Origin of the sequence: Shinella agrisoli (assembly GCF_046557955.1) — a bacterium.
Lineage (GTDB): Bacteria > Pseudomonadota > Alphaproteobacteria > Rhizobiales > Rhizobiaceae > Shinella.
Genome location: NZ_JBJIEP010000003.1, coordinates 14,892 through 35,082, shown reverse-complemented (window position 1 = coordinate 35,082; position 20,191 = coordinate 14,892). Strand labels below are relative to the sequence as shown.

The 20,191-nt window shown below is 67.7% G+C and carries 21 protein-coding genes, 1 tRNA gene and 1 pseudogene; 16 read left to right on the top strand and 7 right to left on the bottom strand.

The genetic code is table 11. From position 1 onward, the window contains the following. Positions 1-212 precede the first annotated feature (212 nt). Positions 213-890, bottom strand: coding sequence for an ArsR/SmtB family transcription factor (locus ACIIOY_RS02920; protein WP_411033124.1), 678 nt, complete (start codon positions 888-890; stop codon positions 213-215). A 73-nt stretch (positions 891-963) separates the two neighbouring features. Between ACIIOY_RS02920 and ACIIOY_RS02915 the strand changes: the two genes are divergently transcribed. The 3 genes from ACIIOY_RS02915 to ACIIOY_RS02905 all read left to right on the top strand — a co-directional run bounded on the left by ACIIOY_RS02915 (position 964) and on the right by ACIIOY_RS02905 (position 3,026). Next, positions 964-1,293 (top strand): NIPSNAP family protein, encoded by a 330-nt coding sequence (locus ACIIOY_RS02915; RefSeq protein ID WP_411033123.1) that lies wholly within the window; start codon positions 964-966, stop codon positions 1,291-1,293. After that, positions 1,290-1,637, top strand: coding sequence for an antibiotic biosynthesis monooxygenase family protein (locus tag ACIIOY_RS02910; protein ID WP_411033122.1), 348 nt, complete (start codon positions 1,290-1,292; stop codon positions 1,635-1,637). Before ACIIOY_RS02915 ends, ACIIOY_RS02910 begins: the two co-directional genes overlap by 4 nt. Before the next feature lie 258 nt (positions 1,638-1,895). Further along, positions 1,896-3,026 (top strand): site-specific DNA-methyltransferase, encoded by a 1,131-nt coding sequence (locus tag ACIIOY_RS02905; RefSeq protein WP_411033121.1) that lies wholly within the window; start codon positions 1,896-1,898, stop codon positions 3,024-3,026. Between the two features lie 327 nt (positions 3,027-3,353). Here ACIIOY_RS02905 and ACIIOY_RS02900 read toward each other — a convergent pair whose 3' ends face one another. Continuing rightward, positions 3,354-3,971 carry an HAD family hydrolase gene (locus ACIIOY_RS02900; RefSeq protein ID WP_411033120.1) on the bottom strand — a complete coding sequence of 206 codons (618 nt, stop codon included), beginning with the start codon at positions 3,969-3,971 and terminating at the stop codon, positions 3,354-3,356. Next, positions 3,968-5,056 (bottom strand): A/G-specific adenine glycosylase, encoded by a 1,089-nt coding sequence (gene mutY, locus ACIIOY_RS02895; protein ID WP_411033119.1) that lies wholly within the window; start codon positions 5,054-5,056, stop codon positions 3,968-3,970. Before mutY ends, ACIIOY_RS02900 begins: the two co-directional genes overlap by 4 nt. A gap of 72 nt (positions 5,057-5,128) precedes the next feature. Between mutY and ACIIOY_RS02890 the strand changes: the two genes are divergently transcribed. From ACIIOY_RS02890 to ppdK, 8 genes are all read left to right on the top strand, one after another. Beyond that, entirely contained in the window at positions 5,129-6,355 is a 1,227-nt protein-coding gene (locus ACIIOY_RS02890; RefSeq protein WP_411033118.1) for an O-antigen ligase family protein, read from the top strand. An 8-nt stretch (positions 6,356-6,363) separates the two neighbouring features. Beyond that, positions 6,364-6,858 carry a DUF721 domain-containing protein gene (locus ACIIOY_RS02885; protein ID WP_411033117.1) on the top strand — a complete coding sequence of 165 codons (495 nt, stop codon included), beginning with the start codon at positions 6,364-6,366 and terminating at the stop codon, positions 6,856-6,858. Positions 6,859-7,039: 181 nt separating this feature from the next. Next, a complete protein-coding gene (locus ACIIOY_RS02880; protein ID WP_411033116.1) occupies positions 7,040-7,873 on the top strand; it encodes a DsbA family protein in 834 nt (277 codons plus the stop codon). Between the two features lie 258 nt (positions 7,874-8,131). After that, positions 8,132-11,596, top strand: coding sequence for a chromosome segregation SMC family protein (locus ACIIOY_RS02875; protein ID WP_411033115.1), 3,465 nt, complete (start codon positions 8,132-8,134; stop codon positions 11,594-11,596). A gap of 34 nt (positions 11,597-11,630) precedes the next feature. Next, the gene (locus ACIIOY_RS02870; RefSeq protein ID WP_411033114.1) at positions 11,631-11,894 is read left to right on the top strand and encodes a BrnT family toxin; all 264 of its coding nucleotides are present in this window, start codon (positions 11,631-11,633) and stop codon (positions 11,892-11,894) included. After that, positions 11,881-12,096 carry a type II toxin-antitoxin system BrnA family antitoxin gene (brnA, locus tag ACIIOY_RS02865; protein ID WP_411033113.1) on the top strand — a complete coding sequence of 72 codons (216 nt, stop codon included), beginning with the start codon at positions 11,881-11,883 and terminating at the stop codon, positions 12,094-12,096. Before ACIIOY_RS02870 ends, brnA begins: the two co-directional genes overlap by 14 nt. A gap of 86 nt (positions 12,097-12,182) precedes the next feature. Beyond that, positions 12,183-12,329 carry a hypothetical protein gene (locus tag ACIIOY_RS02860; protein WP_411033112.1) on the top strand — a complete coding sequence of 49 codons (147 nt, stop codon included), beginning with the start codon at positions 12,183-12,185 and terminating at the stop codon, positions 12,327-12,329. A gap of 164 nt (positions 12,330-12,493) precedes the next feature. Then, the gene (gene ppdK, locus ACIIOY_RS02855; RefSeq protein ID WP_411033111.1) at positions 12,494-15,163 is read left to right on the top strand and encodes a pyruvate, phosphate dikinase; all 2,670 of its coding nucleotides are present in this window, start codon (positions 12,494-12,496) and stop codon (positions 15,161-15,163) included. A 4-nt stretch (positions 15,164-15,167) separates the two neighbouring features. Here ppdK and ACIIOY_RS02850 read toward each other — a convergent pair whose 3' ends face one another. Together ACIIOY_RS02850 and ACIIOY_RS02845 are read right to left on the bottom strand one after the other, a co-directional pair. Continuing rightward, complete coding sequence (locus tag ACIIOY_RS02850; RefSeq protein ID WP_411033110.1) at positions 15,168-15,443, bottom strand: hypothetical protein; 276 nt, start codon at positions 15,441-15,443, stop codon at positions 15,168-15,170. 67 nt (positions 15,444-15,510) lie between these two features. Further along, entirely contained in the window at positions 15,511-15,891 is a 381-nt protein-coding gene (locus ACIIOY_RS02845; RefSeq protein ID WP_411033109.1) for a hypothetical protein, read from the bottom strand. 216 nt (positions 15,892-16,107) lie between these two features. Between ACIIOY_RS02845 and ACIIOY_RS02840 the strand changes: the two genes are divergently transcribed. Beyond that, positions 16,108-17,013 (top strand): DUF1499 domain-containing protein, encoded by a 906-nt coding sequence (locus ACIIOY_RS02840; RefSeq protein ID WP_411033346.1) that lies wholly within the window; start codon positions 16,108-16,110, stop codon positions 17,011-17,013. Between the two features lie 29 nt (positions 17,014-17,042). Here the strand turns inward: ACIIOY_RS02840 and ACIIOY_RS02835 are convergent, their stop codons facing one another. Both ACIIOY_RS02835 and ACIIOY_RS02830 read right to left on the bottom strand, forming a co-directional pair. Further along, positions 17,043-17,978: an MBL fold metallo-hydrolase gene (locus ACIIOY_RS02835; protein ID WP_411033108.1), complete on the bottom strand. Its 936-nt coding sequence runs from the start codon at positions 17,976-17,978 to the stop codon at positions 17,043-17,045. Positions 17,979-17,985: 7 nt separating this feature from the next. Then, a complete protein-coding gene (locus tag ACIIOY_RS02830) occupies positions 17,986-18,282 on the bottom strand; it encodes a cupin domain-containing protein (protein ID WP_411033107.1) in 297 nt (98 codons plus the stop codon). 310 nt (positions 18,283-18,592) lie between these two features. On the opposite strand from ACIIOY_RS02830, the gene ACIIOY_RS02825 reads away from it, so the two are divergent. The 4 genes and pseudogenes from ACIIOY_RS02825 to tnpB all read left to right on the top strand — a co-directional run bounded on the left by ACIIOY_RS02825 (position 18,593) and on the right by tnpB (position 20,128). Continuing rightward, positions 18,593-18,667: transfer RNA gene (locus ACIIOY_RS02825), tRNA-Gln, on the top strand. A gap of 120 nt (positions 18,668-18,787) precedes the next feature. After that, positions 18,788-19,323: pseudogene (locus ACIIOY_RS02820) on the top strand (transposase); the annotation flags it as partial. 77 nt (positions 19,324-19,400) lie between these two features. Further along, a complete protein-coding gene (locus tag ACIIOY_RS02815; protein ID WP_411033106.1) occupies positions 19,401-19,787 on the top strand; it encodes a transposase in 387 nt (128 codons plus the stop codon). Further along, complete coding sequence (gene tnpB, locus ACIIOY_RS02810; RefSeq protein ID WP_411033105.1) at positions 19,784-20,128, top strand: IS66 family insertion sequence element accessory protein TnpB; 345 nt, start codon at positions 19,784-19,786, stop codon at positions 20,126-20,128. Before ACIIOY_RS02815 ends, tnpB begins: the two co-directional genes overlap by 4 nt. The last annotated feature ends 63 nt before the right edge of the window (positions 20,129-20,191 follow it).

Here is a 20,191-nt window from a genome sequence, read left to right as displayed (position 1 = left end):
CGGGACAATTGCCGATTCGGCGGAAGAGCTATGCGGCGGCGGGTTTTGGAATGTGATTGCCCCTCATCCGCCTGCCGGCACCGTCTCCCCGCAAGCGGGGTGAAGGGGGAGGTGGCGATGCTCTGCCACGGGAAAACGGGGAGGTAATGTCCCTTCTCCCCGCTTGCGGGGAGAAGGTCGCGGCAGCGGGATGAGGGGCAGCCTGCCATCCCTCACGGAAACAGCGCCATGAACGTCCGCTCGCCCTCGCTGGTGAAGCGGATGGCGCGGCTGTCCTTCTCGCGCCTGGCCCAGCCGTCGGCGATGAAGCGGGAAAGCAGCGCCTCGCCGAGCGAGCCGGAAAGGTGCGAGCGCCGTTCGCTCCAGTCGAGGCAGGTGCGGCAGACAGGGCGGCGTTGCGCCTTGAGGGCGGCCACGTCGATGCCGAGCGACGCGACGCGCGCCTCGCCCGAAGGCGTCAGGGCAGCCTCGTCCCCGTCGAGCGTCACGTCGCCGCCGGCGACCAGCCGGTCCAGCATGCGCACGCCGAAATCGCCGGCGAGGTGGTTGTAGCAGACCCGCGCCTTGCGCAGCGCCGGGTCCTTCGGGCCGGGGCGGGTGCGCAAGAGCCCGCGGCTCGCCGCAAAGCCCATGATGCCTTCGAGCAGCAGCCCCACCTCGTCGTCGGCGAGCGCGAAATAGCGGTGCCGGCCCTGCTTGCGCTGGGCGATGAGCCCGCCGCCTTCCAGCCTGGAAAGATGGGCGCTCGCGGTCTGCAGGGTGATGCCGGCCGCGCCGGCAAGCTCGCTCGCCGTCAGCGCCTGCCCGCCCATCAGCGCGGTCAGCATGTTGGCACGGGCGGGATCGCCGATCAGGGCGCCGATCTGGGAAATGTCCGGTCCTTCTTTCATACTTCGATGATAACCGAAGCATTGGCGTCCGGCAATGCGGGATAAAGGGATCGCCGCAAACGAGGAGACGACGATGATAACCTGCTTCATCCGCTATGAGATCGACCCATTCCGCAAGGATGCCTTCGCCGCCTATGCCCGCAACTGGGGCGAGGCGATCCCGCGCTGCGGGGCCGATCTCATCGGCTATTTCGGCCCGCACGAGGGCTCCGCCACCACGGCCTACGGCGTCTACGCCGTCGAGAGCCTGGCCGCCTACGAGGCCTATCGCGCGCGCCTTGCCGCCGATCCGCTCGGCCGCGAGAACTACGACTTCGCCCGCCGCGAGCGCTTCATCCTCAAGGAGGACCGCATCTTCCTGAAGAACGTCTCGCTGCCCCATGCGCCGAAGGTGGCGCCATGATCGCCGTCATCTTCGAGGTGGTGCCGGCGCCGGGCCGCATGGAACTCTATCTCGGCATGGCGCGCGACCTTCGCCCGCTGCTCGACGACGTCGACGGATTCATCTCCATCGAGCGCTTCCGCAGCCTGACGGACCCGGCGCGGCTGCTCTCGCTCTCCTTCTGGCGCGACGAGGAGGCGGTGAAGGCGTGGCGCAACGGCGAGCAGCACCGCGCCGCCCAGTCCCTCGGTCGCCACGGCGTCTTCGACGCCTACCGCCTGCGCATCGCCGGCGTCGTCCGCGACTACGGCCTTGGCGACCGCGACGAGGCGCCGGAGGACAGCCGGGCGTTTCACGCGGCGTAGCCGGGAGGGGTGTGGCCGAGGGCTTCCCGCAGACGGGAACGCCTTCGGGAAAACGGTGCGTCTTTCCCCTTCTCCCCGCTTGCGGGGAGAAGGTGCCGGCAGGCGGATGAGGGGCGATCCTCTCCCGCGCCGTCGCGCCAGCCGGAAATCCCCGCTCGCGGTTTTCGCTTTTTCTTCAAAGCTTTCAGCCTTTGGTAACCATCTTCGGTAACCATGAGCGCCAGTTCAGTTCCGAGTAAGCGTATCAGCGAGTATCACATGCCATCTGTCCTTTCGCTTGCAGACGTCTCCCGTTCGCCCCGCAGGAGCGGCTGGCTCGACACGATCATCAAGGGGGATTGCGTCGCGGCGCTCGACGCCCTTCCCGACCAGTCCGTCGACGTCATCTTCGCCGATCCGCCCTACAACCTCCAGCTCGGCGGCATGCTGCACAGGCCGGACCAGTCGCTGGTCGACGCCGTCGACGACGCCTGGGACCAGTTCGCCTCCTTCGAGGCCTACGACGCCTTCACGAGGGCCTGGCTGCTCGCCTGCCGCCGCGTGCTGAAGCCCTCCGGCACGATCTGGGTCATCGGCTCCTACCACAACATCTTCCGCGTCGGCGCGACCTTGCAGGACCTCAATTTCTGGATCCTCAACGACATCGTCTGGCGCAAGACCAACCCGATGCCGAACTTCAAGGGCCGCCGCTTCCAGAACGCGCACGAGACGCTGATCTGGGCGACGCGCGATCCGAAGGCGAAGGGCTACACCTTCAACTACGACGCCATGAAGGCCGCCAACGACGACGTGCAGATGCGCTCGGACTGGCTCTTCCCGATCTGCAACGGCGGCGAGCGCCTGAAGGACGCGGACGGCAGGAAGGTGCATCCGACGCAGAAGCCGGAAGCGCTGCTCGCCCGCATCCTCATGGCCTCCTCCAAGCCCGGCGACGTGGTGCTCGATCCGTTCTTCGGCTCCGGCACGACCGGCGCGGTCGCAAAGCGCCTCGGCCGCCATTTCGTCGGCATCGAGCGCGAGCAGGCCTATATCGACGCCGCCCGCGAGCGCATCGAGGCGGTCGAGCCGCTCGGCAGCGGCACGCTGTCCGTCATGAGCGGCAGGAAGGCCGAGCCGCGCGTCGCCTTCAACACGCTCATCGAGAGCGGCCTGCTCCAGCCCGGCACGGTGCTGACGGACGCGCGGCGCCGCCACAGCGCCATCGTGCGCGCCGACGGCACGCTTGCCGCCGGCGGCGAGGCGGGCTCCATCCACCGCGTCGGTGCGAAGGTGCAGGGCCTCGACGCCTGCAACGGCTGGACCTTCTGGCACTATGCCGACGGGGCCGAGCTGAAGCCGATCGACGCGCTGCGCGCCGTCGTGCGCTCGCAAATGGCCGGCCTCGAATAGGCCGGCGACCGACTATCCGCTCCTTCTCCAGCTGCGGCCTCCGGTGTCCCTGCGCCGGGGGCTGCGGCTTTTTGTACGGGGCGGTTTCCGGCCCTGCCTCTCCCCAACTTCGATAGCGCGGATTCAGCTGATGTTAACCATCGGGCGCTTACTGTGATTGGGCAACTACATCAGGCCAAGCAACGGAAATCGTTGCGGAAAGCCAGGGCCGATCAACCGGCCGGGCAGGCCGGATATCGCCTTTCCGGTTTTTGTACCTTCAGTCCCGGAAATGCGAAAACGCCCGGAGCCGCAAGGCTCCGGGCGTTTCGGTTTTGGCGGCGGCGCTCAGAGCGTGATGCCGTGGGCCGCAAGGTCGGCCTTCAGCTTTTCCGGGTCGGTGAACTGCACGGCGTTCCAGCCGGCGAGCCGGGCGCCGACGACATTGGCCGGGCTGTCGTCGATGAAGAGCGTGTGGGCCGGCGCCAGGCCGAAATCGCGGGCGTGTTTCTCGTAGATCGCAAGGTCCGGCTTGATGAGGCCGATCTCGCCGGAGACCGTCACCCCGCGCGGCATGTCGAGGAAGGGGAAGAGCTTGCGGGCCTCCCGGAACGTGTCGGCCGCGAAATTGGTGAGCATCGTCACGTCCCGGCCCTCCGCGATCAGCGTCTCCATGATGGCGACGCTCTCCACATAGGCGTGGGAGACCATCTCGTGCCAGTGCTTGCGGAAGGCGCGGATATGCTCGACGCGGTCGGGGTGCTCGGCGATGAGAAGGGCCTCCGCCTCCACCCAGTCGCGCCCGCGGTCCTGCTCCAGGTTCCAGTCGTGCGTGCAGACATTGGCGAAGAACCAGTTGCGCTCCGCATCGTCCGGGATGAGGCGGGTGAAGGGTATATGCGGATCGTAGTGGATCAGCACCTTGCCGATGTCGAAGACGATGTGCCGGATTTCGATGGTGCTCATGCTTTCCTCGCCTTTTGAAATGCGTCGGGTATCGCTTGCCTTATGGCCTTCTTCATGACGGTCGGCAGCGCTTCGCCGTCGAGCGTGTCCTTCGGCTGCCACCATCCTTCGCCCGCGCCGGCATCGCGCGGCACCGTGGAGCGGTAGACGGAAAGGCGCAGCTCGAAATGCGTGAAGACATGGGTGACGGTGCCGCAGGCCTTCCACTCGGCGGGAAAGGGGGCGGCGGCAGGGCCGGTCTCGCCGTCGGCGCGCGCCGTCCAGGGGCTGCCCGGCACCTCCGTCATGCCGCCGAGAAGGCCGCTTGTCGCCCGCTTGCGCAGGAGGATCGCGCCCGTCTCGTCCTCGGCGACGAAGGCGGCGCCGAGACGGACCGGCTTTTCCTTCCTGGCGGCCTTGCGCGGATAGAGCTCCGGGTCCTCGCGGCCGAGCACGCGGCAGGCCGCATTGAAGGGACAGAGCGCGCAGGCGGGGCGGCGCGGCGTGCAGATCGTCGCGCCGAGGTCCATCATCGCCTGGGCGAAATCGCCCGGCCGGTCGTCCGGCGTCATGGCGGCGACAAGCGCGCGCATCGCGGGTTTGGCCGCCGGAAGCGGCGTCTCGACCGCGTAAAGGCGGGAGACGACGCGCTCGACATTGCCGTCGAGCACCGCGCTCCTGCGGTCGAAGGCGATGGCCGCGATGGCGGCGGCCGTATAGTCGCCGATGCCGGGCAGCGCCTTCAGCCCCTCCTCGGTGTCGGGGAACACGCCGCCGTGCTCGAAGGCGACGGCTTCGGCGCATTTCTTGAGGTTGCGGGCGCGGGCGTAGTAGCCGAGGCCCGCCCAGGACTTCATAACGTCCTCGGTGTCTGCCGCGGCGAGGTCCGCCACGGTCGGCCAGCGGGCCGTGAAGAGCGCGAAATAGGCCTTGACCGCCTGCACCGTCGTCTGCTGCAGCATGACCTCGGAAAGCCAGACCTTATAGGGATCGGGCCGGATGCCGCGCGCCGCCATCGGCGGGCTCACCCGCCAGGGCAGGTCGCGGTGATGCCGGTCGTACCAGGCAAGGAGAAGATCGGACATCGCGTCGTTTTGCATGTGCATTCTGTAGACCGCCAGCCTGGCCTCGGCTATCTAACCGCGGCTTCTCGACCACAGAGACATTCGGAGCGTCACGTGAATATAGGGCTTGCCGACAAAAACAACCGCTGGGCCGCGATAATTTTCGGTGCCGGCGCGGGCATTGCCGGCTCCATCGTGACCGTCATCGCGGCGGGCAGCGCCCTGTGGGCGATCGTGTCGGTTCTCGGCGGGCGCTTCCGGCTGTCGCTGGACCGGCCGAACGTCCTGTTCTCGCTTGCGGCATTCGCCTACATCCTCGCCGCCTGCGTGAGCGCGGCGGTCAATCTGCCCGGATCGCCCCTGACGCCCGGGCAGACCCTGCTGAAGCTGGCGCCGCTCGCCCTGTTCCTCGCGCCCCTCTTCCTCGTCTCCCGCCTGCGGCTGAGCCGGCCGGAGGACATCCTGTCCGCCTTCGTGCTGGGCGCCGCGTTCTGCGGCATCCTCGTCCTGCCGCTTGCGGCCTACCAGACGTTCCTCCTCGGTATGCGCGCCGAAGGCGGGGCGGGCAACGCCATACCCTTCGCCATGATGTGCGCGCTGTTCTCGTCGGTCTCGCTGCTCAACGGCGAATATCCGCAGGCATGGCGCAAGCGGCTCGCCTGGATCGGCTTCGCCTGCGGGACCTTCGCCCTCTTCCTGTCGCAAACCAAGGGCGTCGCGCCGCTTCCGCTGGTCGGCGCCGTCGCCTATGTCGCGGCGTTCAGGCTGCGGAGCCTCGGGGCCGCGCGGGTTGCCCTGCTTTTAGGGCTGGTCTGCGCGGCCATGGCCGTCGCCCTCTATGTCTCCGGCGCGGTCGGCCGCCTTGAAGGGGCCTCGGCGATCCTCGCCGGGGAGGTGCCGCAGACCGACGACAAGTCCTATGCCCCGCGCATCGAGCTCTGGAAGGCGGCGCTGCGCCTGTTCGCCGAGCATCCCGTCCTCGGCAGCGGCCCGCAGCATGTCGCTGCCCTCGTCAGGGCGACGGGCGCGCCCTATTCGCATTTTCACAACGGCTTCCTGACGGCGCTGGTCGGCGGCGGCGTCGTGGGCCTCATCGCCCTTGGCGCCCTCCTGCTTTCGCCGCTCGCCCTTTCCTTCTCGGCCCGCAGGGCTTCCGGCGGCGCCCTTCGGCTCTATATTTCCTTCATGCTCGTCCTGACCTACGCGCTCGGCGGCATGACGAATATCATCTTCGGGCACGACATCTATGATAGCGTGTTCATCTTCACGGCCAGCATCTGCGTCGCGAGCATCGCGGCGGCTGCCGGCGGAACCGGACCCCTCGAGAGGCAGACGTCGTAGACAGACCGATGAAACAGCGCGGCATCGTCCAGATCAGCGAAGTGGCCAACGACCTCATCGATCCGGTGCTGGCAAAGCGCGCCGGCATCAACACCATGCTGCTCGGCTCGTGGGAGGAGATCGCAGGCTCGGAATTTGCCGAATGCACGCGTCCCGAGCGCATTTCCTGGCCCCGCCGCGCCTCGGAGATAGCGGGCGAGGGCGGCGGCTACCAGCCGGGCGTGCTGACGATCGCCTGCGAGGGCGCCCGCGCGCTCTTCCTCAGCCATCAGCAGGGCGAGATCATCCAGCGCATCAACGGCTTCTTCGGATTTCCGGCGATCAACCAGGTCAAGATCGTGCAGAAGCCGGTGGCGGCGCCGCCGCGCCGCCGCCCGAAGCCGCGCCCGCTGACCGGCGATGCCGCACGCCATCTCGACGAGCTCGTGGACGGCATCGAGGGCGACACGCTGAAGGCGGCGCTGAAGCGCCTCGGCACGGCCGTGCTCGGCCGCCGCCGCTAGCGCGGCGGGAAACATCGAACGGTCACAATTCTTTGAAGTTACTGGCCTTCGCACAGCTTGTTCCCGCCCCAAAGCGGGTATAACGGGGGTGCCTGGAGCAATTCCGGGAAAAGCGTGACGCGGTTTCCTTGCGGATTGCGTCAATGGGCCAAGAATTCCATACCTTCCGACAGGAGAGACCATGTCCCTTTCCGAAATGAGCCTGATGAAGCGCCTCTTCTCCGGCGTCGCCGTCGCGGCGCTCGCCGTGACGCTGGCCGCCTGCTCCGATGAGAAGCAGGAGACCGCCAAGGCTCCCGAAACCACCCAGACGGCGAGCGGCGAAGCCGCAGGCACGACGCCGGCCACCTCGGGCGCCGCGGCCGAGACCTCCACGACCACCGCCGAGACGGCCGAGACGCCTGCCGCCGAGGCCAGGTCCGTCGAGGTCCCGTCCGCCGAGGGCGACGTGGACATGGCGGAGGCGGTGAAGCCGGGCGCGCTGCCGGAGATGGCGCTCGGCGAGGCGAACGCGCCCGTCACCATCATCGAATACATGTCGACGACCTGCCCGCACTGCGCGGCCTTCCACAACAACACCTTCGACGCGATCAAGGCGAAGTATGTCGACAGCGGCAAGGTCCGCTTCATCCTGCGCGAATTCCCCTTCGATCCGCGCGCCGCGGCGGCCTTCATGCTGGCGCGCTGCAAGCCGCAGAACCCGGCGGAACTGACAGACGCCGCGCAGTATTTCCCGATGATCTCCATGCTGATGAAGCAGCAGGAAACCTGGGCCGGAGCGCAGGACGGCCGCGAAGCGCTGCTCCAGATGTCCAAGCTCGCCGGTTTTACACAGGAGAGCTTCCAGGCCTGCTTGACGAACCAGAAACTTCTGGATGATGTGAACGCGGTACGCGAACGCGGTGCCAAGGAATTCGGCGTCGCAGCGACCCCGACCTTCCTGATCAACGGCAAGCGCTATTCGGGGGACATGTCGGTTGACTCCATGTCGGCCCTCATCGACAGCATGCTCTGATCCTTCGACCGGATTTTCGGCGGGCGACGGCGGAAGCCGTGCGCCCGCTTTTTCTTTTGCGGCAGTGGGCGGGGCTTACTCCCCTCCGGCCTGCCGGCCATCTCCCCCTCAGGGCGGGAGATTGGATGGAGGAGCGCTTCGCCCATTTCCAACGCTGCTGGTTGAGCAGGGGTCTTGCTTCTTGCTGATCTCCCCCCTTGAGGGGGAGATGGCCGGCAGGCCAGAGGGGGGTGGTTCCATCCGCCCTGCGTTCCCGGCATGAAGTTCACCAAGCTCCGCCTCCTCGGCTTCAAGTCCTTCGTCGAACCCACCGAATTCGTCATCGAGCGGGGCCTCACCGGCGTCGTCGGGCCGAACGGCTGCGGCAAGTCGAACCTCGTCGAGGCGCTGCGCTGGGTGATGGGGGAGAACTCCTACAAGAACATGCGCGCGTCCGGCATGGACGACGTCATCTTCTCCGGCTCCGGCAACCGCCCGGCGCGCAACACCGCCGAGGTCGGCCTCTATCTCGACAATTCCGACCGCACGGCCCCCGCCGCCTTCAACGACGCCGACGAGATCCAGGTGACGCGCCGCATCGAGCGCGAGAACGGCTCGATCTACCGCATCAACGGCAAGGAGGCGCGCGCCAAGGACGTGCAGCTCCTCTTCGCGGACGCCTCGACCGGCGCCCGCTCGCCCTCCATGGTGGGGCAGGGGCGCATCGGCGAACTGATCCAGGCAAAGCCGCAGGCCCGCCGCCAGCTCCTCGAAGAGGCGGCCGGCATCTCCGGCCTGCATTCGCGCCGCCACGAGGCGGAGCTTCGCCTGCGCGCCGCCGAGACCAACCTCGAACGGCTCGACGACGTCACATCGCAGCTCGAAAGCCAGATCGAGAGCCTGAAGCGCCAGTCGCGCCAGGCGAACCGCTTCAAGGCGCTCTCCGCCGACATCCGCCGCCACGAGGCGATGCTGCTGCACATCCGCTGGGTGCAGGCCAAGGAGGCGGAAGGCGAGGCGGAAAGCCAGCTCAACCAGGCGACCGCGATCGTCGCCGAGCGCGCGAACGCCCAGATGCAGGCCGCCAAGGACCAGGCTGTCGCCAGCCTCAAGCTGCCCGAATTGCGCGAGAACGAGGCCAAGCTCGCCGCCGTCCTCCAGCGCCTCCAGATCGCCCGCGCGCAGCTCGAAGAGGATTCCGCCCGGCTCCTGCGCCGCCGCGACGAGCTCGCCCGCCGCCTCGCCCAGCTTGCCGAGGACATTTTCCGCGAGGAGCGCATGGTGGCCGACAATGCCGCCGTGCTGGACCGGCTGCTCGCAGAAGAGGATGAGATCCGCGAAATCCTCGCCGAGGCCGACGCGCGCGCCGAGGGCGCGCGCGAAACGATGGACGAGGCCGCCGCGAAACTTGCCGAAAGCGAAGCCGCGCTCGCCGCCGTCACGGCCGAGCGCGCCGAGGCGCAGGCCGTCCGCAACCAGCTCGAAAAGGCGATCCGCGACCTTTCCGAACGCCACCTCCGCCTCGGCCAGCAGCTCGATGCGCAGGCGCGCGAGCTGGAGGAGATGGACGCCCGCATCGCCGCGTTGCCCGATCCGCAAGAGCGCCGCGCCGCCGTGCAGGCGGCCGAGGAGGCGCTGGAGGCGGCCGGCGACATGCTCGTTGCCGTGGAGGAGGCGCTGGAGGAGGCGCGCTTTGCCGAATCGGCCCTGCGCGGCCCCGTCGATGCGGCGCGCGCCCGCCTTGCCGGCGTCGAGACGGAAGCGCGCACCATCCGCCGCATGCTGGAGGCGGGCGCCGCCGGCGGCTCCTTCGCGCCCGTGGTGGAGGAGGTGGATGTCGACCGCGGATACGAGACCGCGCTCGGCGCGGCGCTGGGCGACGATCTCGATTCGCCCGCCGATGTCGCAGCGCCCGTGCATTGGCGCCTTGCCGGCGACGGCGCGGAGGACGCGGCCCTGCCGCCCGGCATTGCCCCGCTGATCGCCCACGTCCGTGCGCCGGAAGTCCTGCATCGCCGCCTTGCCCAGATCGGCGTCGCGGGCAGCGTCGAGGAAGCGCTTTCCCTCTTGCCGCAGTTGAAGCCCGGCCAGCGGCTCGTCACCCGCAAGGGCGCCGTCTTCCGCTGGGACGGTCACGTCACCGGCGCCGATGCGCCGAGCGCCGCGGCGCTCCGCCTCGAACAGAAGAACCGCCTCGCCGAACTGGAAACCGAGTTGGACGACGCCCGCGCCGCCCTTGCCGGTGCCGAGGCGGACCTTGCCCGCGCGGGCGAGGCGATCCGCGCCGAGACGCAGCGCCAGCAGGCGGCGCGCGAGGCGCAGCGGGGTGCCGCCCGCGCGCTCGCCGAGGCCCGCGAGGCGCTGGAAGTGGCCGAGCGCGCCTCCGGCGACCTCATCCGCCGCAGAGCGGTGCTTTCCGAGACGCGGGCGCAGATCGAGGCGCAGGCGGAGGAGGCGGCGGAATCGCTGGAGGACGCCCGCGCCGCACTGGAGGAGGCGCCGGACCTCGCCGATCTCGACCTTGGCCTTCGCACCCATACGATGGAGGTCGCGACCGACCGCGCGACGCTCGCCGAGGCCCGCGCCGCCCATGACGGGCTCGCCCGCGAGATGGCCGAGCGCCGGCGCCGGCTGATGGCCATTTCCGCCGAACGCGAGACATGGAAGAGCCGCGCCACCAATGCCGAGAACCACATCGCCACGCTGCGCGAGCGCGAGGCCGAGGCCCGCGAGGAGATGGAAGAGCTCGCCGAGGCGCCGGAGGAGATCGAGGAGAAGCGCCGCGAGCTGCTGACCGGCCTTTCCAATGCGGAAGCCGCCCGCAGGGAGGCGGCCGACGCCCTCCAGGAGGCGGAGAACCGCCAGCGCGAGGCCGACCGCCTCGCCGCGACCGCACTCTCCCAGCTCGCCGAATCCCGCGAGACGCGCGGGCGCGCCGAGGAACGCCTCGTCTCCGCCCGCGAGCGCCGCGTCGAGGCCGAGGCGCGCATCCGGGAAGCGCTCAATTGCGCGCCGCACGAGGCGCTGCGGCTGACGGGCCATCCCGCCGGCGCCCCGCTGCCCGACCCGCGCGAGCGCGAACGGGAGCTCGACCGACTCAGGATCGAGCGCGAGCGCCTCGGCGCCGTCAACCTGCGCGCCGAGGAGGAGCAGAAGGAACTCACCGAGAAGCTCGACGCCCTCGTCGCCGAGCGCGAGGACATCATCGAGGCGATCCGCAAGCTGCGCTCGGCCATCCAGAGCCTCAACCGCGAGGGCCGCGAGCGCCTGCTTGCCGCCTTCGACGTGGTGAACGTGCAGTTCCAGCGCCTCTTCACCCACCTTTTCGGCGGCGGCACGGCGGAGCTGCAGCTGATCGAGAGCGACGACCCGCTCGACGCCGGCCTCGAGATCCTCGCCCGCCCGCCGGGCAAGAAGCCGCAGACCATGACGCTGCTTTCCGGCGGCGAGCAGGCGCTCACCGCCATGGCCCTGATCTTCGCCGTCTTCCTCACCAATCCCGCGCCGATCTGCGTGCTGGACGAGGTGGACGCGCCGCTCGACGACCACAATGTCGAGCGCTACTGCAACCTGATGGACGAGATGGCGGCCTCCACCGAGACCCGCTTCATCATCATCACCCACAACCCCATCACCATGGCCCGCATGAACCGCCTCTTCGGCGTCACCATGGCTGAGCAGGGCGTGTCGCAGCTGGTGTCGGTGGACCTCCAGACAGCCGAGCAGCTGCGCGAGGCGTCGTAGTTGAAATGGTATAATTACTATACTATTTTTATCCATGAACTTTGAGTGCGCCCCCGAGAAAAGCAAGGCGAACAAGGCCAAGCACGGTATCGACTTCGAGGAAGCGCAAGCGCTGTGGCTTGACGAGCGCCTGATAGAAGCACCCGCCCGGACCGACGACGAGCCGCGCTACCTCGTCGTCGGCAGGATCGATGGGCGGCACTGGTCCGCCGTGTGCGTCAGACGGGGCGACAATGTGCGCATCATTTCGGTCCGGCGCGCGCGCGAACAGGAGATCGAGCACTATGAAGGCAACTGATTTCGACATGAAGTTCGACGAGGGCGGGGATGTCGCCGCGGACGTCGACTGGACAAGGGCGCGCCGTCCGAACATGGAGACGCGCCGGGTCAATGTCGACTTTCCGGCCTGGGTGGTGGAAGGGCTCGACCGGCAGGCGAGCCGGCTGGGCGTGACCCGCCAGTCCCTAATCAAGATGTGGATCGCCGAGAAGCTCGGCTGACCGGCTCCTCGGAACAAAACGACCGCTTGCGCATTGATCAGCGCCTGCGCGCTCTTGCAGGCATTCAGCGCAATCGGGGACCAAACGTGAGCAGAAACGCACTTTACATGATCATCGGCGCCCTCATCGTCGTGGTGGCCGGGTTTTCCTACTATGCCTGGCAGGAGGAGAAGCAGCCGGACGGCGTCGAGATCAAGCTGAACGAACAGGGCCTCTCCATCCAGGAAAACTGAGCCATGGGCCTGGCCGCGCTCCGGCGGATGCGGCCTGCGCCGACCTCTCGTTATGTTGCATTGCCGTTGCATAATTGATGCAATGCAGCAAAATTCCCAACGCGCCGCGTTTTCAAAGGGATGCAGTTCCTGTAGATTGCGCGGACGCATTTGGGGAGGCGTCGATGGAGAAGTGGGTCTATACCTTCGGGGCGGGCCGTGCGGAGGGCGGAGCGGGCGATCGCGACCTTCTCGGCGGCAAGGGCGCGAACCTTGCGGAGATGTGCAATCTCGGCCTGCCGGTGCCGCCCGGCCTCACCATCGTCACCTCCGCCTGCAACCACTATTACGAGCACGGCCGCACGCTGCCGGAAGGCCTGAAGGATCAGGTCCGCGCCGGCATCCGCCACATGGAGGCGATCACCGGCCGCACCTTCGGCGATACGGCAAGGCCGCTGCTCCTTTCCGTGCGCTCGGGCGCGCGCGCCTCCATGCCCGGCATGATGGACACGGTGCTGAACCTCGGCCTCAACGACCGCACGGTCGAGGCGCTCGGCCACGATGCGGGCGACGCGCGCTTCGCCTGGGACAGCTACCGCCGCTTCATCCAGATGTACGGCGACGTCGTCATGGGGCTCGACCACGAGGTCTTCGAGGAGATCCTCGAAGACGAGAAGGGCCGGCTCGGCCACGAGCAGGATACCGAGCTTTCCGCCGTCGAGTGGCAGCACGTCATCGCCCGCTACAAGGAGGTGATCCGGGAGGAACTGGACGAGGAGTTCCCGCAGGATCCGGAAGTCCAGCTCTGGGGCGCGATCGGCGCCGTCTTCGCAAGCTGGATGAACGCGCGCGCCGTCACCTACCGGCACCTGCACAACATCCCCGCCGGCTGGGGCACGGCGGTCAACGTGCAGGCCATGGTCTTCGGTAATCTCGGCAATTCGTCCGCCACGGGCGTCGCCTTCACGCGCAATCCGTCGACGGGCGAGAAAAAGCTCTACGGCGAGTTCCTCGTCAACGCGCAGGGCGAGGATGTCGTCGCCGGAATCCGCACGCCGCAGAACATCACGGAGGAGGCGCGCATCGCGTCAGGCTCCGACCGGCCGTCGCTGGAGAAGCTGATGCCGGAGGCCTTCGCCGAGTTCCGCGACATCTGCGACCGGCTGGAGCGGCACTACCGCGACATGCAGGACCTCGAATTCACCATCGAGCGCGGCAAGCTCTGGATGCTCCAGACCCGCTCGGGCAAGCGCACCGCCAAGGCCGCGCTGAAGATCGCCGTCGACATGGCGACCGAGGGGCTGATCAGCGAGGGCGAGGCCGTCGCGCGCATCGATCCCGCCTCGCTCGACCAGCTCTTGCACCCGACCATCGACCCGCGCGCGCGCCGCGACGTCATCGGCTCGGGCCTGCCGGCCTCGCCGGGCGCGGCGACGGGCGAGATCGTCTTCACCTCGGAGGACGCCGTGCACGCCGAGGAGGAGGGCCGCAAGGTCATCCTCGTGCGCATCGAGACGAGCCCGGAGGACATCCACGGCATGCATGCCGCCGAAGGCATCCTGACCACCCGCGGCGGCATGACGAGCCATGCGGCGGTGGTGGCGCGCGGCATGGGCACGCCCTGCGTTTCCGGCGCGGGCACGCTGCGGGTCGACCTGCGCAACGAACTTCTGATCGCCCAGGGGCTGACGCTGAGGAAGGGCGACGTCATCACCATCGACGGCTCGTCCGGCCAGGTGCTGAAGGGCGAGATCCCCATGCTCCAGCCGGAGCTTTCCGGCGATTTCGGCCGCATCATGGAATGGGCGGACCGCACGCGCCGCATGAAGGTGCGCACGAACGCCGAGACCCCGGCGGATGCCCGCGCCGCGCGCTCCTTCGGCGCGGAGGGCATCGGCCTCTGCCGCACCGAGCACATGTTCTTCGAAGGCAGCCGCATCAACGTGATGCGCGAGATGATCCTCGCCGAGGACGAGGCCGGCCGCCGGGCGGCGCTCGCCAAACTCCTGCCCATGCAGCGCTCGGACTTCGCCGAGCTCTTCGAGATCATGCACGGCCTGCCGGTGACGATCCGCCTGCTCGACCCGCCGCTGCACGAGTTCCTGCCGAAGAGCGACGCCGAGATCGCCGAGGTGGCGGCGGCGCTCGAAATCGACGAGGCCGTCCTGCGCCGGCGCGTCGATACCCTGCACGAGTTCAACCCCATGCTCGGCCATCGCGGCTGCCGCCTCGCCATCTCCTATCCGGAGATCGCCGAGATGCAGGCCCGCGCCATCTTCGAGGCGGCGGCGGAGGCGGCGAAGGCGACGGGAGCCGCCGTGGTGCCAGAAATCATGGTGCCGCTCGTCGGCCTCAAGGCGGAACTGGATTATGTGAAGGCGCGTATCGAAGGGGTTGCGAAGGCCGTGATCGCCGAAAGCGGCATCCCGATCGACTATCTCGTCGGCACGATGATCGAGCTGCCGCGGGCCGCCCTGCGCGCCCATGTCATCGCCGAATCGGCCGAGTTCTTCTCCTTCGGGACCAACGACCTGACGCAGACGACCTTCGGCATCTCGCGCGACGACGCCTCGGCGTTCCTGACGACCTATATCCAGAAGGGCATCGTCGAGCAGGACCCGTTCGTGCAGCTCGATTTCGACGGCGTCGGGGAGCTCATCCGCATCGCCGCCGAGCGCGGCAGGCGCACGCGGGCCGACCTCAAGCTCGGCATCTGCGGCGAGCACGGCGGCGACCCGGCCTCGATCCGCTTCTGCGAGGAGGCAGGGCTCGACTACGTGTCCTGCTCCCCCTTCCGCGTGCCGATCGCGCGGCTCGCCGCGGCGCAGGCCGCCTTCAACGGCAGCCGCGCGTGATGCCTCAGGACTTGGGCCTTACGACGACGGGGCGCACCACATAGACGGGGCGCTCCCAGCCCCAGTTGTAGTTGCTGTAGCGCAGGCTGCGGGCGTCGGCGCGACGGTCGAGCTCTATGCGCTGCAGGCATTCGGCGAACCGCTCGCTGCCGCGGCGGAAGCCGTAGGAGACGCACTTGTCCTCGTCGGCCGCCCGGCGTTCGGCCGGGGTCATGGTCTGGCAGCCCGCGACGAGGACGGCCACCGAAGCCAGAGCGAAAAGTCTTAACGATGTCATCATGATGGCCTTGCCTCCTCAGCCGCTCGCTTCCCCTGAGATAGGTCGGCGCGCGCTTGCGGACAAGGGTTCATATGCGCTCGAGAACGTCCACGAAAGCATCCGCGAAACGCTTGAGGTCCTGCGTCTTCTCGTCGGGGCTTTCCACCCGGATGGTCGAGCCTTCCGCATCCAGGAGCGCGAAGACGACGGCAAGGCCGCCCTCCTCCCCCTTGGGCACGCGCAGCGCCGCGATGCGCAGGCAATCCTCCGCAAGGCCGGAGGCCGGCAGGTCGAAGAGGAAGTCGCCGCCGAGCTGGGTCGCGGCATTGTGCACCGCTTCGGCGAAGCTGGCCTCGTCGCCGGAAAAGCCGTCGAGCGAGAGTTCGAGCTCCAGCAGCTCCAGGGGCAGGGCAGGATCGCCAGCGGTTGTGGCGACAGGTGTGTCGGCGGCGGTCTGCGTCGGCAACATATCGTCTTCTCCTGATTTACCCCCGTTCGTGAAAAATCGTTAACGAGCGTGGCAAATTTGCGGCACACAAGGGATTTTTGCGGGAGGCGAAGCGGCGGGTGTTCTCCCGCCGAAGGATCCTGTCCTGATGCATGGCGATGGAAAAATCCGTCGCCCTGCGCTAGGGAAGTGGGAGCGGCAAGCGGCGCCGCGGACGCATCCGGTGAGGCCATGGCGATCACGATCCAGTACGAACGGCCCGTTTCCCATGCGGCGCATTGGGCGCGCCGCCTGGCGCTGTTTTCCTGCCTGCTGTTCGTCGCCGTGGTGCTCTCGCACCGCTTCGGTCCGCTGACGACGCCGCATTTCCTGGTTCTTGCCGGCTTTGCCGCCACCATGGCGGGGCTTGCGGTGCTGCTGGCGGCCGTCGGCCTGGCGCGCCTCTGGCATGTCGGCGCGCGGGGCGGCAAGGCATCCTTCACGGCGCTGCTTCTTTCGCTGCTGCCGCTCGGCGTCGCGGCGGCGGCCGCCTATTCCTATTTCTACAAGCCGGCGCTCTATGACGTGACGACGGACACCGCCGCCGCGCCGCCCTGGCTTTCCGAACCTTCGGCCGAGCAGGACTGGCTGCCGCGCGCCGGCGTGGTGACGCGGCGTGACCGCGAGGTGCAGCTCGATGCCTATCCCGGCCTTTCCGGCCGGCGCTACGAGGGCGCGCTCGACCGCGTCTACCAGGGCGCGCGCAAGGTCGCCGCCGCCTACGGCATTACGGTCACCGCCGAGGACGGGCTCGACAACATCCTGGCCGACCTCGAAGACCTCGTGGCCGATCCGGCCAGGGCAGGGCAGGGCGCCGAATCGCTCGGCGAGGTGCCGATCCCCGAGGCCCGCCCGCTCGAGACGCCGCTGGGCCCGCGCACCGGCGGATCCGGCGACGTGCTGCTGCAGGGGGAGTGGCGCTCGCCCGTCTTCGGCTTCCGCTTCGACGTGGTCATCCGCCTGCGCGAGGAGGCGGAGACGACGCTGGTCGACATGCGCGCCGCCTCCCGCTACGGCCCGCACGATCTCGGCATGGGCGCTGAGATGGTCGAAGGCTATCTCAAGGCGCTCGACGCCGAACTGCTCGGCATCGCGGGCGACTGAGGCAATCCCGCAAGAAGGGCGGCAACCGATCAGAGTCCCGGGCCTGGGAAATAGAGCCCCTTGAGCGAAGGCGGCCCCTCGGTGACGACATCGCCGCGCGCCACCAGGTCCTCCAGGTGCGCCAGCACCGAGAGCGCCGCCGCGCCATGCAGGCGCGGATCGGTCTCGCGGTAGATCACCTTCACCATGTCCGCGATCAGCCGGTCGCCGGCGCGGATGCGCTGGAGCACCGCCCGCTCGCGCATGCGCCGGTGGGTGCGAAGCTCCCGAAGGAACGAGGCCGGCTCCGTCACCGGCCCGCCATGGCCGGGAAGGTAGAGGCGGTCGTCCCGTTCCAGCAGCCTTTCCAGCGAGGCCATGTAGTCCGCCATGGCGCCGTCCGGCGGGGCGACGATGGTCGTGGCCCAGGCCATCACATGATCGGCGGAAAAGACGATTCCGTCCGGCCCTTCCAGCGCGAAGGCCGCGTGGTTGGCCGTGTGGCCGGGCGTCAGCAGCGCCGTCAGCGCCCAGCCGTCGCCCTCCACCCTGTCGCCGTCGCCGAGCGTGATGTCCGGCGCGAAATCCGTATCCGAGCTTTCCGCGAAGGGATTGCTTTCGCCGGCATGGAGCGGCCGCGCGGCGCGGTGCGGCCCCTCCGCGACGACGAGTGCGCCGGTCTCGGCCTTCAGCCGGCGGGCGAGGGGCGAGTGGTCGCGGTGGGTGTGGCTGACGGCGATATGCGTCACCTCGCGCCCGTCGAGCGCCTTCATCAGCGCGCGGAAATGCGCTTCGTCCTCCGGCCCCGGGTCGATCACCGCCACCGAGCGGCCGCCGACGATGTAGCTGTTCGTGCCGTGGAAGGTGAAGGGCCCCGGATTGTTGACGGTGATGCGCTGGACCTGCGGGGCCACCGGCACGGCCTCGCCGTGGGCCGGGTTGAAGGCGAGGTCGAAATGCGGGCTTTCTTCTTTGTCGTCGCTCACGGGAAGGTCACTTGTACTCGATTTCGATGAAGCTCATCGGCCTGTCGCCGCCGTTGACGACATTGTGCGCCACGCCCGCCTCGCGCCGGTAGACCGCGCCGGCCGGGGCGTGCACCCGCCGCTCGCCGGCCTCTTCCTCGATGAGGAAGTCGCAGTCCGTCATCGGCACGACGACATAGCCGAGCCCGTGCACGTGATGGCCGGTATCGGCGCCCGGCTCGAAATCCCAGCGCGTGACGCGCACCACCGGATCGTCGAGAAGAACGGTGGGCACGGCCGGCGGGCGGGCGCGGAACGGGGACATGGCGGCTCCTCGCGAAGGGCTTGTTCACGCCGGACCCTATCTTCGCACAACCCGCCTGCCAAGCACGAAGCCCGCCGCGCCGGCCGAAATCGGGCAAGCCTGCCGAAATCCGACGGGCCGGCCGAAATCGGGTGGGACGATCGAAATCGCACGGGCGGATGAAATCGGGCAGGCCGGACGAAATCGGGCAGGACGGGCAAAATCGGGCAGGGCGGACAAAATCGGGTAGGGCGGGCAACAATAATCGCGGGAAAGCGGAACTTAAGGATTGTCCGCCCCGCCCCGCTTTGCTATCAGGCTCCCGCCGCGTTGGGGCGTCGCCAAGCGGTAAGGCACCGGTTTTTGGTACCGGCATTCCCAGGTTCGAATCCTGGCGCCCCAGCCAGTTCTCGTTCACAAAGCTCGCGGTCGCCGATAAATCGTCTTCTTCATCTCAACGGACAGAGCGCGGAGAAGAGCATCGACAAAGCACTGGAACATTCGAGAAGCGCCTCAAGCTTGGCGGCGGCAGCAAGGAATATCTGAGGAAACCTTTTATAAATACAAGGCGAAGTATGGCGGCATGGATGTCTCCGACGCTCGGAAGCTGAAGGCCTTGGAAGATGAGAACGCCAAGCTGAAGAAGCTTTTGGCGGAGGCGATGCTGGACAACGCCATTTTGAAGAATTTGAAGAATGTCGCATCAAAAAAATGGTGACGCCCGGCGCAAAGCGGGATGCGGTGGCCCATGTCTGCAAAGAGCATGATGCGAGCCAATGCCGGGCGTGTGCGATCCTGGCCGTTGATCGGGCGAGCGTGCGATATCGCAGCGTTCGGCTCGATGATGTGCTCATCCGGGAAGCCATGAGGCAGGTCGCGTCGGAGCGCCGCCGCTTCGGTTATCGCCGCATCCATGTAATGCTGGATCGGCAGGGCATCGTCATGAACCTGAAGAAGCTGCGTCTCCTCTATCGGGAAGAGAAACTCGCAGTTCGCAAACGTTGTGGCCCTAAACGAGCCTTGGGAACGCGACGGCCCATTGCGCTACCGTTGCGGACCAACGTAACCGCTTAGGCTGCCCCACATAGCGCGTTGGTTTTTGATCGCTCATTTTCTGCGTGAATCATGCGGGGAAACCTATGAGCGACAGTATGAATCAGCATCGAACATTCGAGGTTTTGACAGCCGAGCCGGTGCGATCTCGGCGCAAGCCGCGCCATTGGTCGGACGAAGAGAAGGCGCAGCTTGTCGCTGACACGTTTACGCCCGGGGCCAATGTCTCGGCGATTGCGCGTTCTCACGGTCTGGACCCCTCCCAGCTCTATGGATGGCGTCGCAAGGTGCTTTCATCGGGAATGGTCGCACCGCTAGCGGAGGATGACACCGGGCCAGTCAAGTTCACGCGCTTTGAAGCAACGGGCGGTGGCATGATCGAGATTGTCGTAGGTGATGTCGTTGTGCGCGCTGGCGGCGACGTTGACCCCGATCACCTGACCAGGGTTCTGCGGGCGGTGCGCACGGCATGATCGCTTCCGGCGCTGTGGTTTACGTGTCGTGCCAACCTGTCGACTTCCGCAAGGGAGCCGCCTCCTTGCTGGCGGTGGTGAGGGATGGTGGCCTCGACCCGTTCGATGGCGCGCTTTACGTGTTCCGGTCGAAACGGGCGGACCGTGTCCGCATCGTTTGGTGGGACGGCAGCGGGATCTGCCTCTATTCGAAAACCCTGGAAGAGAACAGCTTCTGCTGGCCGAGCATATCGGCGGCGCGCGTTCGTCTCGATCATTCGCAACTGATGGCGCTTCTGGCTGGAATGGATTGGAAGAAGGTCCGTCCAGCCAAGGTCCGGCGACCGCTGCTGACGGGCTGATACCGGCCTGCGGCAAGATGAATCATGTGGCTGTAATAGTTGGGAAAACGACCACTTTTGTGC